This is a genomic window from Sedimenticola hydrogenitrophicus (genome assembly GCF_025175675.1).
Lineage (GTDB): Bacteria > Pseudomonadota > Gammaproteobacteria > Chromatiales > Chromatiaceae > Sedimenticola > Sedimenticola hydrogenitrophicus.
In genome coordinates this window covers 1-14,966 of record NZ_JANIOA010000067.1, presented here as the reverse complement: position 1 = coordinate 14,966, position 14,966 = coordinate 1, and the positions used below count along the sequence as shown (strand labels likewise).

The following is a 14,966-nucleotide window of genomic DNA, read 5'->3' as shown; positions in this document are numbered from 1 at the left end:
TGCCAGGAAAAGGAGGAAGAAAAACGCGGTTCCACCATAAAAGATGTTCCGCGCCATGGTTTTTGTGAAGGCCTGGGCCATTAGGGTAACTCCTATGCGGTGCGAATAAGCAGGGCGGATTAAAAGACAAAGCGGCATGGTAGGGCATTGACCTTAATCAAGTAGGAAAAATATCCGACTATTTTTGTCGACTAATCCCTTTTAAGCGCAGAGAAATCGCCCTTGGCCGGATCGCCGCGAGCCCGGTTGGCGGACGCTCGAAAGCGCACGGGATGGGGTATAGTAAAGGGCTATTCCGACGGATATTGAGATGGTGAGCAGATGGTGAGCAAGCGTGGTATCTGGTTGGCCGTAGTGTTTATCGCGTTACTCGCCGGCAGCGCGGGGGCGACAGAGAAGTGGTTGCCGCTGCCGCCGGCCAGCATCGCCCAGTGGTACAAACCGCACAACGAGCGCCAGGTCTGGCTGCACACCATGTTCAGTCTGCGGCGTGAGATGCAGGCCGTGGCCGAATATGCGGCGGCGGACGAGCCGGCGCTCGCCCGCCAGTGGACCGAACGCTTCTCCGAACACTATCTGAAGATCGCCGAGATGGTCCCCGAGTGGCGGGACGAACTGGATTATCAGTGGCTCGAACGTCTGCGGTCGGCGGCGCAGGCGGGTGACCGGGAGGCGGTGGCGCTGGCCCTGCGCAAGCTCGGGCAGGGCTGCAAATCCTGCCACCGGGAGTATCGGGCGGTGACGGCGCTGCTCTACCGGACTCCGGACTTCGGCAAAATCCAGATCAAAAAATCGCCGGGAGGTCCGACTGTCCCTTATGCGGAAGCGATGGAGGAGCTCTCGACCCTGGTCAACCGGATCAAGATCGCCACCGATGACAACCGGGAGCAACTTGCCCTTGCCTCACTGCAGCAACTGCGCCACCGGCTGGATGATCTGGGTACCAGCTGTGCGGACTGCCATAAGGATCCGGCCTCCCGGGAACGTTATTTGGGCAAGCTCACCAACGAGGCGTTGCAGGATCTGGAGCGGGGTCTGAAACAGGGGGACAAAAAACTGGCGGGTCGCTCGCTGGGCAGCGCGGCGGTCTACGCCTGCGCCCGCTGTCATGCGGTGCACCGCACACCCTACGATATGCGGGACAGATTGTTGCCCTAGGAGCCTGTCGGGTTTAACGCTGTTTGGCTGCAAATCCCTGGATGGCGATCAACTCAGCTTATCGAACTCGTTAAATAGGTCCACTATTCGCCTCGTTCGATAAACTGGTTTGATTCGCCCCCAGTGATTTTCGCTTCAAACGGATAAACCCGACAGGCCCCTAGACATGGCGCGGTCGATGCGGTTCGCAAGCTCACCAGCATCCTACGGATTGTGCGTAAAGTTAATTGCGCAATTACCCTTATTCGGGTTTATTTGCGTTCATTCGCGGCTAATACTCTTTGCCGGCTGGCCGCTCCATAGCCGCGTGACCTCGCCCTGTGCACCCCAGAGACCCTGTTTGCCGTCCCGCGCCCGTTGTTCAAGTGAGGTGAGTTCGGTTTTGAGCTCATCGGGAAGCGATGCGCGCGACAGCACCACGGCATAGCCGTCCGCCACCATGGCCGCGTTCAGGGAGTCTTTGCCCGTATAGATGACCGCCGGTGTGCGGCCATAGCGGTCGCTGGCGCCCAGATCGCCCACCACGGTCAGGCTATCGCCCGGCCGTGCCAGTTGCCGCAGGTGCGCCGTGGCGGCGCGGCCCAGCGCCAGCAGGGTCTCGGCGTCGAGTCCGGTGCGCCCCAGGTCCCTGGTCAGTTTCGGGTTGGGCTGATCCTCCGGCGCGTCGATACCGGCGAGCTGTAACCGCTTGACCTCCCCGGCGACGCGGATGGTGACGGTATCTCCATCCTCCACCGCCACCAGTGGGTAACGGTTGCCCTCTTGGGTCCCTTCCTGACCCAGGGCGGCGGGACTGCAGGCGATCAGTCCGGCCAACAACAGTATGTTCTTGTTCATGAAATGCATTTCCTGACGGTTGTAGGGGCAAACCACCGGCCGGCTAGCGCGGTAACCAGAAGGCGAAGAACAGCGTGAACACCGCCACCCCGATCCAGAACAGGATAAACCGCAAGCGGGCCCCGGATCGGTAGCCCCGGGTCTGGAAGTGCGAGACGGCGCCGCAGTGCGGGCATTCGGCCACGTCGTTGGCGATTTTCTTGCCGCAGTAGAGGCAGTTGACCTGTGTATCGCTCATCGGGGGTAACTACTCACCTGGTCTGTAAGTGATAGGTCTGCCTTGTTGGCCGAGCTTGATCCAGCCATCGTGTGAGGCCGGCAAGGCAGGCCAATCACCCAGTGAGTAGATACCATCGGAGTCTGTTTTCCTAATGGCTGGTGCCCGCCGAGCGGGTCAGCTTGTTGTGCACGTTGTACTTGCCGGAGGGTTTCTTCATCGGCAGCCGCTTGATCTCCTCCAGCGTATGGGCATCGTAGATCACCAGCGCACCGTCGTCATCCCAGATGCTGACCAAGGCGTAGCGGCCGTCGCGGGTGAACTCGACATGGGCCGAGGTCTTTCCCGGCGCCGGTATCAGGGTCTTGACGATCTCCAGGGTCTGCTTGTCGATCACGTGCATCCGGTCCTTGTTGGGGCCGAAAAAGACATCCACCCAGGCGTAGGGGCTCTGCTCGTGGCTGCGCATGAAGAAACCGGGACCGTCGGTCTTGATCTGCTTGATCACCTCCCAGTTCCTGGTGTCGATGATAGACACCTGGCCCTCCTTGATGTTCGGCGTAGCGAGCACGGTGCGCCCCTGGTAGTTCCAGGTAATGCCCGAGCTGAGGTGGGGCATGCCGGGCAGGGCGACGTTGGCCACCGCCCGTCTCAGGTCCAGGTCCACCACCTGTCCGGAGCCGTTGCGGGTAGTGCCGATGATCTGGTCGTAGGCCTGGGTCATGAAGAAGTCGTCGAGGTAATCCTTGACCGGGATCCGGCGCACGGCGAAAGGTTGCTCCTTGTGGGCATCGCCCGACTCCTGGTTGTAGTCGTGCACCCAGCCGGAGAAGCCGGCCGGCGGCTCGTCCAGGTAACTGATCTCCCACACCTCGGGGATGTCCTTGAGGGCGGCGACGAAGCTGTTGCGTGGATCGGCGGTGTAGACGGCGCTGACCCGGGAGCTGACGCCGTTATCGTCCTTCGCCTCGATCACCTTGATCGGCGACAGGTCGCGGGCGTCCAGCACGGTGAGGGAGTGGGGCAGGTAGTTGGCGACGATCACGTAGCGGCCGTCATGGGAGACCGCCAGGTTGCGGCTGTTGATGCCGGCGCGCACCTCGGCCACGTAGGTCAGGTTGAAGACGTCGAACTTGCTGATCCAGCCGTCGCGCGAGGCGAAATAGATGTAGCGCCCGCCCTCGGCCCACTTGGGACCGCCGTGCAGGGCGAAGCGGGTGGGCAGGCGGTGGATCGGCTCGAAGGTGTCGCCATTGAGCAGCGTGGCGTGGTGATCCCCCAGCTCCACCACCATGAACAGGTTTTCGATGTCGGCCTCGAACAGCGGCTGGTCGGGCAGCGTGCCGGGCGGATGATAGACCTGCTGGCTCGCCTTGATCTGCGCCATGCCCCAGACCGGTAGCTGATCCAGCGGCGTATAGACCAGCTCCACCAGGGATTGAATCTGCTCCGGCTGCAGCTTGTCCCTGAAGGCCGGCATCTGGGTGGCCACCCGGCCGTTCTGTATCACCTTGAAGGCGTCTTTCTGGCGCAGCCGTTTCAGGTTCTGCGGCAGCAGTGCCGGTCCCATGAGACCCAGCCGGTCTTCGCCGTGGCACTCGACACAATGCTGTTTGTACAGGGCCGCGGTATCGGCTTGTGTCGGGGCGGCAATCAGGGGGGTGGTCAACAGGCTTAGGGCTAGCGAAAGAATAATTCCGTAGTACAGAGGGCGTCCCTGGGCCATGCCGGCAAGGCACACTTTGCAGGTAATGGCTGTTCCCTTGCCAAAAAGCGTAACGCCGTCGGCGTGGTCCAGGGGCGGCTGAATACAGGATCTTATTCTTTCGCAAGCCCTTAATGCCAGCGTAGTGAAAAATAGACGCTTCATTGGTAACTACTCAACCGATCTGTAAGTGATTGGTCTGCCTTGTTGGCCGATCTTGATGGCGCCTCGAATCCGGCCCCCTTTTCAGATTCAAGCCTGCCCTTGTTTGAGCGAAGCGAGTTTGGGCAGGCGCTGAAAATGGGGCCGGATTCGAGGATACAAGCCATCGTGTGAGGCCGGCAACGCGGGCCAATCACCCTATGCGTAGTTACCTTCATTGTTCGGCAGCGGCCGGCCGGTTGAGGCCGATCTCCTCATCGCTCAGGTAACAGGCGGGGTCCTCGGCCCAGGGATCGTTGCTGAGCTGCAGGGCGCGCACCCGGGTGTTGCCGCCGCAGATGTCGAAGTAGGCACACTGCCCGCAGCGTCCGCCTACCCGGCGCGGTGAGGCCTTGAGTCCCGCCATGATCGGGTCGGAGGTGTCCTGCCAGATCTCCGAGAAGGGCCGTTCCTTGACGTTGCCCAGGTTGTAGTGCCACCACATGGTATCGGGATGCACATTACCCTGGTTGTCGATGTTGGAGATGTTGACCCCGGAGCTGTTGCCGCCCCACTGGCGCAGTTTGGCGCGGATATGGGCGGCCTGCTGCGGGTAGTGGCGCGCCACCCAGTGCAGCAGGAACACCCCGTCGGCATCGTTGTTGCCGGTGACGAACTCGGTCCGCTTGCCCGCCTGGATATCGGCCAGGGCGCGCTCGAACAGCAGCTCCATGGCCCAGCGGGTGGTCTGCAGAAACACATCGGTCTCGCGGTTCTTGTTGCCGCGCCCGGCGTAGTTGAGATGGGAAAAATAGAACTTGTCGATACGCTCCGCGTCCATCAGCTCCAGCAGTTGCGGCAACTCGGCGGCGTTGTCCTGGGTCATGGTAAAGCGCAGCCCGACCTTGATGTCGCGGTCGCGGCACAGGCGCAGGCCGTGCATGGAAGCCTGGTAGGAACCCTGCTTGCGACGGAACTTGTCATGGGTCTGTTCGATGCCATCAATGCTGATGCCCAGATAATCGAAGCCTACCTCGGCGATGCGGTCGATATTGCCTTCGTCGATCAGGGTGCCGTTGGTGGAGAGGGCGGTGTAGAAGCCCATCGCCTTGGCGCGGTGGGCGATTTCATAAATATCCGGGCGCATCAGCGGCTCGCCGCCGGAAAGAATCAGCACCGGCACGCGGAACTGTTTCAGGTCGTCCATCACCTCGAATACCTGGGCGGTGCTCAGCTCGTTGGGGAAATCCTTGTCGGCCGAGATGGCGTAGCAGTGCTTGCAGGTGAGATTACAGCGCCGGATCAGGTTCCAGATCACCACCGGGCCGGGCGGATTGCGTTTCAGCCCCAGGGGCTTGGGGTCGAGAACCTCGTGCATGAACTGTGTGATGCGAAACATGGCGTACCTGAATGTTAGGGCCTGTCAATAAATAACGGTCACATCTTGCTGGTCTTTATCGTCCGCCTTCTGCGTTACGGTAAGACTTACATAGAACGATTATGCGCGCCTTGCCGTGCCTTGAAGGCAAACGAAAATCCTGCGCAATCTGTAACCGTTATTTCTTTCCAGGCCCTTATTTGTCGGAGACCAGGCGCAAGCCGGTCTTCTTGAGTATGCGGGAGCTGTAGAGGATCTCGTGGCCGCGGTTGTCTTCACCCAGCAGCTGGGCGATCTTCTCGACTTTCTGCTCGACCTCCTGCCGGTCCCGGCCGTGCACCATGGCGAACAGGTTGTAGTTCCACTCCGGCTGGTGGCGCGGGCGCTGGTAGGCGTGGCTGACGAAATCGAGATTGCCGATCAGCTCGCCGTAGTGGCCGATCTTGTCGTCCGGTATGTCCCACACGGTCATGCCGTTGCCCCGGAAGCCGAGGGTGTAGTGGTTGGGCACGGCGCCGATACGCCGGATGATACCGTTCTCCAGCATGCGCCGGAAGCGCCGCATCACCTCTTCGCTGCTGCTCTCCACCTGGGCGGCAATGGCGGCATAGGGCTCCGCCACCAGTGGTAGTCCGGACTGGGTGGCCAGGATGATGCGACGGTCCAGCTCGTCCAGGGTGGTTGCTTGTGCTTCAGTCATGGAGATTAAATGCTCTGTTGCCAGTGGCAGGTTGAGGGCTAAAGGGCGTTAAACCTCGAACTTCAGCCCGATGAAGAACTCCCGCTGCTTGGGCATGTTGTAGACCCGGAAGCCGGTACGCTGTTTGATCTCCTGCAGCACCGCGCCAATGCGTTCGGGGGTCTCGGTGGCCAATACGAACCACATGTTGAAGGCGTGGTCCCGGGCATAGTTGTGGGCCACCTCCGGAAAGGCATTGACCTGCTCGGCCACCCGCTCGAACTGCTCCGCGGGAATGCGCATGGCACACAGGCTCAGTCCTCCTCCCAGGCGCTCGGCGTGGTACATGGGACCGAAGCGGGACAGCTGCTTATGCTCCAACATGCCCTGCAGGCGCCGGATCAGCTCCTCCTCGGAGATGCCAAGCTCCCGCGCGGCCACCTGGTAAGGGCGTTCGCAGATGGGAAAGCCCCCCTGGTAGCGATTTAGGATGGCGCGGTCGATGGCGTCCAGCTCCGGGCTCATTGATAGCGGGCCCCGCGCTGTTTGAAGCGGCGGCCGCTGAACAGCACCTTATGCGGGATCCCCGCCAGTCCTTCACTGCCGGTCAGCCGGTCGATATAGCCGAGTACCTTGTCGCGTTCCCGGCCGTGGATCATGCAGAACAGGTTGTAGGGCCAGTCGGGCAGGCGGCGCGGACGCTGGTAGCAGAGGGTGATGCAGTCCAGGGCCCCCAGCTTTTCGCCCACCTCGTCCAGCCGCTCGTCCGGTACATCCCACACCACCATGGCATTGGCGGTGTAGCCCAGCTCATGGTGTCGCACCACGATGCCGAGGCGCTTGATGACGCCGCCCTCCAGCATCGCCTCGATACGCCCGATCACCGTCTCCTCGTCCAGCCCGATGCGTTCGCCGATCTCGGCGTAGGGGTGGCTGGAGAGCGGCAGGCCGCCCTGGATCTCGGCGATCAGCCGGTAGTCCTGTTCGTTCAGCACCATAGCGGGAACCCCAGGTCGATGTGGAACTGTTTCTGCAGCGGCAGGTAGAGGATCGGATAGCCGGTCTGACGCTCCATCTCCGCCAGCACCTGCTCCAGGCGCTGCTGACTGGGGGCGGTGACGACGAACCAGAGGTTGTAGCTGTCCTCGCGCTCGTAATTGTGATTCACCTCGGGATAGGCGCTGATCCGGTCGGCCACAGCCGCCAGCAGCGCCTCCGGTACCGCCATGGCCGCCAGGGTGCTGGCGCCGACCTGCTTCGGCTTGAACACCGGGCCGACCCGGCTGATCACGCCCAGCTGCTGCAGGCGATCGAGGATCTTCAGTACCAGGGCTTCGCTGGTTCCCAGCCGCCGGGCGATGTCCGCGAACGGGGTGGGCGAGAGGGGGAGACCCTTCTGGTACTCGTTCAGCAAACGCTTTTCCAGGTCGTTCAAGGCGATCGGATGGCCGTCGGAATTCGCCCGCCGGGTCCGCTTGATGGCCTGTTTGATGAGGGGTGCCGGAGTCGCCATGTCAGAGTCCTGTGGTGTGGGCGCGTGCCGTGAAAAAGATACCGCTGGGCTTGGCTACCGGCAGGGTGTGGGTCAGCTGCAGCTTCCGGGTGTCGTACACCTGGACCTCGTCCTTGTCCCGGATCGAGATCCACACCTCTTCGCCGCGCGGTGCAAACTCCATGTGCAGGGCCCCCTTCCCGGGTTTTAGGGTCTTGACCACCTTGAGTGTCTCGGTGTCGATCACCTGGATGGTGTCGTTGTCCGGGAAGGCGAAATTGACCCAGATCTGCCGGCCGTCCGGGCGCGCCATGACGAATACCGGCTGGCCGTAGACCGGGATTTTTGCCAGCGTGTTCCACTCTCCGCGCTCCACCACCAGCACCTGGTGGTGGCCGACGCCGGGCAGGAAGGCGCGGTTGCCGGCCATCGCCCAGCCCTCGAGGTGCGGCATCTTGTAGACCGGCAGCTTCTGCTCGCCCTTGCCGTAATCCTCAAGGATCAGCCGGGTTCCCCGCTCCGGGTGCCACAGGTCCAGCAGGGCAAGGCCGTCCTGGCCGAACAGGCCGGCGATGTAATAACGGCCGTCCCGGGTGATCAGGGCATCGTAGGGGAGTTGTCCGATCTTCTCATGCTTCTGGATGACCGGGTTGGCCGGGTCGCTCATGTCCAGGATCCAGGTCTCGCCGGTGTCGTAGAGACTGTATACGAAACGCTGCTCCCCGGCGTCGACCAGACCGACCGTCTTGGATCGCTTCTCGCTGTTGACCGGGGTGGCCGGGATATCGGCGATCAGGCGCAGATCGCTGGCGGCGAAGACCTTCACCCCGCCCGGTTCGTAGTTGGAGACGGCAATCAGGTTGCCATCCTGGGAGATGGCACCGCCAATACTGTTGCCCCCCTGGACGACGCGATGGGTGATGGTACCGCACAGAATGTCGATGCGGGTGAGCCCGCCGTCGCGGCCGAAGATGTAGGCGTAGCGCTCATCCGGCGAGTAGACGGCCGAGGCGTGGGAGAGATCCCCGAGTCCTTCGATGCGGAACAGGGCCCTATGTGCCCGGCGATCGACCACCTGCACGCTGCCGGCGGCCCGCTCGATCACGATCCCCATATCCCCGGTGCCGCGGGTCAGGCATTCGGCGGATGCCTGACCCGAATAGAGCAGCAGGGCGGAGAGCAGATAACGCATCAACCTCATGGACGGATTCCCTGTTTGAGTTGCTGGGCCAGCCACTGGGCCTCGGGTTCGGAAATAAACGGGCGCCAGGGCGGCATGGGAGTTCCCGGCCGGCCCTGAATAATCGTCAGGGCGAGAAATTCAACCCCGTAGGGCGCCAGCCGTCGCGCGGTCAGGGCCGGTCCCAGGCCACCTTCCAGACGCATGCCGTGGCAGGAGCCGCAATCGTGTTTCAGCAGGTAGAGCAACTCGCTTTGGCGCTGGGAAGGGATTTCAGCAGACATGGCGGAGCCAATTCCGGCAATCAGCAAGGCGGTCATGACAGCGATGATTTTTGGCATCCAGGCTCTCTGTCTGTTGGCAGCGGCGACAATGGCGATTTCAGCGCCTGAATCGTCTTGTTGACGAAGCAGATGAGGCGCCACCCGACCTCACTGGATAGGCAATGTAGCAGGAGTGAAGTGGGGCAGGCATTGACCTCTGTCAAATATCATCGGTAGCTAATTCAATGACTTAGACGATTCGACTGTTTTTTGCCTTGTTGCCGGCAGCGATCGGGCATCGGCCACAGGGCAGCGTTGCGCGTTTCGTGCTGGCAGACGTGACGAGAGCGGCTTACTCCACCCGCACCGTGCCGGTCATCTCCGGATGGGGTCCACAGTGGTAGGGATAGACCCCTGGTGTGTCAAAAGTACGCTCATAGGACTCGCCCGGGAAGAAGTAGCCGGGTTCGGGGTCCCCCGCCTGTTCAAACCAGACGCTGTGATACTGCCGCTTCTCATTGTTGCTCCAGCGCAAGGTGGTGCCGGCCGGGATGGTGATCTCCTGCGGAATGAACTGGTACTTGAGGATCTCGACTTCCGCCGTTGGCATTTCGCCGGCATGAGCGGACAGGCTGGTTGCCAGCAACCAGGCGACTATCAGGCCGGATGTTATCCGATTCGTTTTCAGGTATGCGTAAGCCATGGCTCTTTCCCGGTGCGTGGTGTTGTTATCCCTATAAGGCCAATACTAGAACAGATCTGAGAATTTCGGGGGGCGCTGTTTAGTTTGCCTTCGCGGCATAAGTCCATCCCTGGACGGTGAAACGCGCCACTCCGGGGAGTGGCGCGTCAGGGATACTGCGGTTATGAACTAGGATTGATCACTGCTTGATGGCATTGATCTCCACGCCGTCCGCCGCGTTGTCGAAGCCGAGTTTGTAGCCCAGGCTGACATGGTGGAAACGGGCGTTGCTGAAGTCATCATGGATGGCAAAGCCGAAGTTATAGACCTTGCCGGTATCCAGACTGATGTCGCCCGCCTGGTTCGATGTCAGTTTCCGTTTCAGGGTGACCACCCAGTTACCCGCCTCCTGGCTGGCGTTGGCCTGGAACCCCTGGCCGCCGGACATGAAACGCTGCTCCAGGATATAACCGTCTTCGGTCTCCCCGGTGCCCGATTTGAAGCGCAGGATATCCATGAACTGGTGGGCTTCCATCGCGGCCTTGACTTCGTCGGCCGATTTCAGCTTGTCCCAGCCACCCCGTTTCTTGCCCCGTTTGCCCTGGATTTCGATACCGGTGCGGCTCTCCTTGAGGTATTTGGTAACGCCGGTTTTGAGATCAAGCAACTTCGCCGCGTCACTGCCTGCCACCGTGGCGGCGTCGGGCGTGTCCGGCATGCTTTTCGCGTCCTGATGACAGGTCTGCCAGCACCCCGCCCGGTCCGCGAACTCCACGTCGTCGGTGGAGAACATCAGCGCCAGCTTGATCGGGTTTTCCGGATCCATCTTGCCGCCCTCGACGAAGGGTACCGGTGCATGCCCGCCCTCCGGCCAGGTAAACCGCAGATAGAGGTTCTCATCGTCATGGGTCGATTCCACGGTCACCGGGATGCTGCCGCGTTTGCCGGGGATTGGAGTGGACTCGGCCTTGGCGCCGGAGACCATCTTCTCACCCATGTCGGCGGTCTCCTTGTCATGGCAGGTGGTGCAACGGTCGCCGCCTTTCAGGAAAGGGCGCGCCCCACCGTGATCCTTGCCGGTCATGACCCATTCCATCGAGGTCTCGCCCGGATAGAACAGGGTGATGTCGCGGCTGCCCGCCTTGCTCCAGTCCACATTGATCGCGCTACCGGCGGATGGCTTGGGGGCGGGGGCGGCGGCCTTCGCCGGTGCTGCCGCCACGGCCGTGGCCTCCCGTTTTACCGCATTCACTTCGGCCGCCTCGTTGTCCAGGCCCAGCTTGTAGCCCAGGCTGACATGGTGGAAGCGGGCATCGCTATAGTCATCGTGGATGGCAAAACCGAAGTTGTAGAGCTTGCCGGCTTCAAGGCTGATATCGCCCGCCTGATCGGAGGTCAGCTTGCGCTTCAACTCCACCACCCAGTTGGCGCCCTCCTTGTGCGCATTCACCTGGAAGCCCTGGCCGCCCTGCATGTAACGCTGATCCAGGATGTAGCCGTCCTCGGTGTTATCTGTTCCCGATTGGTAACGCAGCAGGTCCATGAACTGGTTGGCTTGCAGTGCGGTGGCCACCGCATCGCCGTTCTTCAGCTTGTCCCAACCGCCGCGTTTTTTACCGCGCTTGCCCTGGACTTCGATGCCGGTGCGGCTCTCTTTCAGGTATTTGGTCACCCCTTCCTTCAGGTCCAGGGCGTTTGCCGTGGCGCTGGCCGCGATGACTCCCGCATCCGGCGTGTCCGGCATACTGCGGGCATCCTGATGGCAGGTCTGCCAGCAGCCGGCGCGATCGGCAAATTCGACGTCATCGGTGCCCAGCATGAGCGCCAGTTTCATTGGATTGGCCGGGTCCATCTTGCCGCCCTCCACAAACGGGACGGGGATGTGTCCGGTATCCTCCCACTCGAATCGCAGGAACAGGTTCGCGCCGTCGTGTGCCGCCTGGACGTTGACCGGGATGCTGCCGCGCTTGCCCGGGATCGGGGTGGACTCGGCCTTGTCACCGGAGACCATCTTTCGGCCCATGTCGGCGGTCTCCTTGTCGTGGCAGGTGGTGCAGCGGTCGCCCCCTTTCAGGAACGGCCGTGCGCCGCCGTGATCCTTACCGGTCATGACCCACTCCATTGAGGTCTCGCCGGGATAGAACAGGGTGATCATGCGTGCCGGCACGTCACTCCAGTCGATACCCATACCGGCGCCGGTCACTGGTGCGGCTGCGGCGGTCCCGCCCGCGGCCTGGTTGGCCAGCGCCGCGGCAACCGCAGCCTCGATGCGTGCCTTCTCGGCCTCCTTGGCCGCCAGTCTGGCCTCGCGCTCACGCTCTTTTTCTGCCTTCTCCGCTTCCGCGACGGCTGTTTCCTTTTCCTCAACCCGCTTCAGCCCTTCGGTGAACATCTCCGGAATCGGGCGTATGAAGGCCGGATTGGGTGCTTCAAGTTTCTCCAGTTCCTCATCGGTCAGCAGATCGCGTACCGGTTTGTGGGCGATGCCCTTGTGACAATCGATACAGGTCTGGCCGGTCTCGAAGGCGTTCATGTGCTGCTTGCGGGCACGTGGACGCTGGAATTCGGGATTCATGGATTCAAAGTTGTGACAGTTACGGCACTCGCGCGAGTCCGTACTCTTCATCGTGTTCCAGACCCGCTTGGCCATGGTCAGACGATGCTGGTCAAACTTCTCCGGGGTATCCACCGTCCCCATGAGCTTGTGGAAGATTTCGTTACTCGCCTGGATCTTGCGCACCATCTTGTGCACCCAGGGGTCGGGAACGTGGCAGTCGGGGCAGGTGGCCCGGACGCCGGTGCGGTTGGAGTAGTGGATGGTCGGCTTGTACTCCTCGTAGACGTTCTCCTCCATTTCATGACAGCTGATACAGAAATCGAGATTGTTGGTGGCTTCCATGGCGGTATTGAAGCCGCCCCAGAATATGATGCCGACTATGAAGAAGAGTAAGGCACCCGCTATTGTGGTGCCAAGGATGATCCGGCGAGACATCAAGCCCGGTTTTTTTGATTCCTGAACCGCCATCTTTTAATTTCTCCAGGTACAGAAGAGAAGCGTGAAGTGTTTGGTAAAAATAAAGCGGGCATGGAGCGTCTCCATACCCGCTTTTGGATTAGCTCATACTACATCCGCAATCAGGTGACGTGATTCACGCGATTGTGGACATTGAACTTGCCGGTCGGTGCGTACAGACCTTTGATGCGTGCTTTCTCTTCAAGGGTCTTGGCATCGAAGATGATGATCTCACCGTTGGGCTCCTTGCTGTCTGCGCGGTTCCATACAGAAGTCCAGACCTCGGAGCCGTCATTGTTGAACTCGATGTGAACGGCTGCGTAGCCTTTTGTCTCGGTCAGACGAATGGTCTTGACAATCTCACGGGTCTTCTTGGAGATGACCTGGATAGACTGTTGGATCTCAGGCTCGGGATGTTTTGTCTGGTCAGCCCATACATAATCGCTCTTCGGATGCGTGCGGATGAACACGCCGGCGCCGTCGGTCTCGACTTCATAGCAGATCTTCCAGGCCTGGTCCTTGTGTCCGACCGGGTCATTGCCCCACACGGTGACCTTGCCTACACCCAGGTGGGTGGTGCCGCCGACCGGACCACACTTCGGGTCAACCCAGTTGGCACCGGGGCCCGGATGCGGTTTCTTGTCCACGTCGATCATCGCTTCCAGCTTCTGGGTCTTGGTGTCAACCACCACCATCTTGTTGGAGGCGTTGGCCGCAATCTGGAAATAACGTCCGGTGGGATCATAGAAGCCGTCATGCAGATATTTGGCCGTGTCCATCTTGGTGATCTTAAGATTGTCGATGTCGCTGTAATCAACCTGCCACATCTGACCCAGTTCCTTCATGGAGACCAGCCAGCTCGGTGCCATCGGGGTGTCGTACACGGCGGCAACACGGGATTCGTTGACATATTCGCCATCAATGTTCACGCCACGGGCGGAGACAACCTTCAGCGGTTCCATGGTCATGGCGTCAAGAATAACGAAGTGGGGTGGCCAGTAACCGCCACCGATCACATACTTTCCATCGCCGGATACGGCGACATCGCGTGCATCATAGGCGACCTGGGTCTGAGCGACTTTCATCTTCTCCGGAGTCTGCCAGAGGTCAACTTTAGTCATCATGCCGTCACGACCCATGACGTACCAGAAGCGACCGGGGTTCTCGGTCTTCAGGGTATCGTGGTGTTCTACCGCCTTAAGTACGTGGACCGCATAACCGGTTGGGATATGGGCCACCACCTCTTTCTTGTCGCCATCGATAACCGCGATCTTGCCGACATCACGCTCGATGACCAGGAAGAAGTTCTCCCAGTTACGGTCATGCATTGGCTTGCTGGGGTAGTCCTTGGGTTCCACAAATACCTTGTGGCGCTCCTTCATCAATGCCAGAGACATCTCGGGCGGAACCGGTGGCTCCAGCTGAATGTAGGAGGCCATCAGTTTGATCTCATCCTTGGAGAGGATGTCGTCAAAGTTGTTCATGCCACCTTCTGTACCGAAGGTGATGATCTTTTCCAAACGCTCCTGCCCCAGCTTCTGGGTGTTTTTCGGTTCCAGGTTCTTGCCGGTGGCGCCCTTGCGCAGGGTACCGTGACAGCCGGCGCAGCGCTGGAAGTAGATGGTCTTGGCTTGCTCGAAGTCCGCCTCGGAGAGAGTGGGCTCTGCTGCGGAGACGTTTACGGCAACGCCTGACACAGCCAGACCGACGGCCATACCGAGAGCAGAGAGGCTGAAGTTGGTTTTTTTCATCTAGTAAATCCCCATCAATAGCTATTGATATGAGTGAACGCGGACGCGATATCCGCAGCGGTATATTCCCGAGGCGCTACGATCATATATAGCGACCCAAACTTCTTTGACCTTGGTCAAAGCGTGTAAATGGCCAGGGCACAATTGACAGTGGAGCCCCTCGGATGAGGCCGCCAGGTACTGCCAGATTGTCTGACATTTGTCTGTACCCACAGTGGACAAGAGAAATTTAATAAGTAAAAACAATGGTATGAGTGTTTGTCCCTGATGGGAATATTTACCTGTTTTTTTATTCTGGTTACGGATGCCGGTTTTATGAGATGCGCTGTAGTTGATGTGGATCAATAAAAGTTCAATTCATTTAGGCTGTCCCGGGGGCGGGCATTGGGTTGGTCTGATGCCGTGCGGGCGTAACATGGTTACGTCGAATGGGTAATTGAGTGCAGCGACGTGTCCATTAGTTTCGGGGC

General features: G+C 60.4%; 14 protein-coding genes. 1 reads left to right on the top strand and 13 read right to left on the bottom strand.

Annotated elements, in window-relative coordinates; translation table 11 throughout:
• The first annotated feature begins 321 nt into the window (after positions 1-321).
• Positions 322-1,158 (top strand): cytochrome c, encoded by an 837-nt coding sequence (locus tag NPX02_RS20365; protein ID WP_260295887.1) that lies wholly within the window; start codon positions 322-324, stop codon positions 1,156-1,158.
• 261 nt (positions 1,159-1,419) lie between these two features.
• Here the strand turns inward: NPX02_RS20365 and NPX02_RS20360 are convergent, their stop codons facing one another.
• The 13 genes from NPX02_RS20360 to NPX02_RS20300 form a co-directional block, all read right to left on the bottom strand.
• A complete protein-coding gene (locus NPX02_RS20360; RefSeq protein WP_260295886.1) occupies positions 1,420-1,995 on the bottom strand; it encodes a thermonuclease family protein in 576 nt (191 codons plus the stop codon).
• Positions 1,996-2,038: 43 nt separating this feature from the next.
• On the bottom strand, positions 2,039-2,233 hold the full coding sequence (locus tag NPX02_RS20355; RefSeq protein ID WP_260295885.1) for a protein nirD: 195 nt from the start codon (positions 2,231-2,233) through the stop codon (positions 2,039-2,041).
• 130 nt (positions 2,234-2,363) lie between these two features.
• Complete coding sequence (locus NPX02_RS20350) at positions 2,364-3,881, bottom strand: cytochrome D1 domain-containing protein (protein WP_335342613.1); 1,518 nt, start codon at positions 3,879-3,881, stop codon at positions 2,364-2,366.
• Positions 3,882-4,293: 412 nt separating this feature from the next.
• Positions 4,294-5,457, bottom strand: coding sequence for a heme d1 biosynthesis radical SAM protein NirJ (gene nirJ / locus NPX02_RS20345; RefSeq protein ID WP_260295883.1), 1,164 nt, complete (start codon positions 5,455-5,457; stop codon positions 4,294-4,296).
• Between the two features lie 175 nt (positions 5,458-5,632).
• The gene (gene ahbB / locus NPX02_RS20340; protein WP_260295881.1) at positions 5,633-6,136 is read right to left on the bottom strand and encodes a siroheme decarboxylase subunit beta; all 504 of its coding nucleotides are present in this window, start codon (positions 6,134-6,136) and stop codon (positions 5,633-5,635) included.
• A gap of 48 nt (positions 6,137-6,184) precedes the next feature.
• Positions 6,185-6,640, bottom strand: coding sequence for an Lrp/AsnC family transcriptional regulator (locus tag NPX02_RS20335; protein WP_260295880.1), 456 nt, complete (start codon positions 6,638-6,640; stop codon positions 6,185-6,187).
• Positions 6,637-7,113: a siroheme decarboxylase subunit beta gene (ahbB, locus tag NPX02_RS20330; protein ID WP_260295878.1), complete on the bottom strand. Its 477-nt coding sequence runs from the start codon at positions 7,111-7,113 to the stop codon at positions 6,637-6,639. The genes NPX02_RS20335 and ahbB (NPX02_RS20330) overlap by 4 nt, the downstream gene beginning before the upstream one ends.
• Positions 7,104-7,628 carry an Lrp/AsnC family transcriptional regulator gene (locus tag NPX02_RS20325; RefSeq protein WP_260295877.1) on the bottom strand — a complete coding sequence of 175 codons (525 nt, stop codon included), beginning with the start codon at positions 7,626-7,628 and terminating at the stop codon, positions 7,104-7,106. The genes ahbB (NPX02_RS20330) and NPX02_RS20325 overlap by 10 nt, the downstream gene beginning before the upstream one ends.
• A gap of 1 nt (position 7,629) precedes the next feature.
• The gene (locus NPX02_RS20320; RefSeq protein WP_260295876.1) at positions 7,630-8,808 is read right to left on the bottom strand and encodes a cytochrome D1 domain-containing protein; all 1,179 of its coding nucleotides are present in this window, start codon (positions 8,806-8,808) and stop codon (positions 7,630-7,632) included.
• Complete coding sequence (locus NPX02_RS20315) at positions 8,805-9,128, bottom strand: c-type cytochrome (RefSeq protein WP_260295874.1); 324 nt, start codon at positions 9,126-9,128, stop codon at positions 8,805-8,807. Before NPX02_RS20315 ends, NPX02_RS20320 begins: the two co-directional genes overlap by 4 nt.
• Before the next feature lie 274 nt (positions 9,129-9,402).
• The gene (locus NPX02_RS20310) at positions 9,403-9,753 is read right to left on the bottom strand and encodes a cupredoxin domain-containing protein (RefSeq protein ID WP_260295873.1); all 351 of its coding nucleotides are present in this window, start codon (positions 9,751-9,753) and stop codon (positions 9,403-9,405) included.
• A 178-nt stretch (positions 9,754-9,931) separates the two neighbouring features.
• Positions 9,932-12,757: a NapC/NirT family cytochrome c gene (locus NPX02_RS20305; RefSeq protein ID WP_260295872.1), complete on the bottom strand. Its 2,826-nt coding sequence runs from the start codon at positions 12,755-12,757 to the stop codon at positions 9,932-9,934.
• 110 nt (positions 12,758-12,867) lie between these two features.
• Positions 12,868-14,496: a nitrite reductase gene (locus tag NPX02_RS20300; RefSeq protein ID WP_260295871.1), complete on the bottom strand. Its 1,629-nt coding sequence runs from the start codon at positions 14,494-14,496 to the stop codon at positions 12,868-12,870.
• Positions 14,497-14,966: the final 470 nt, after the last annotated feature.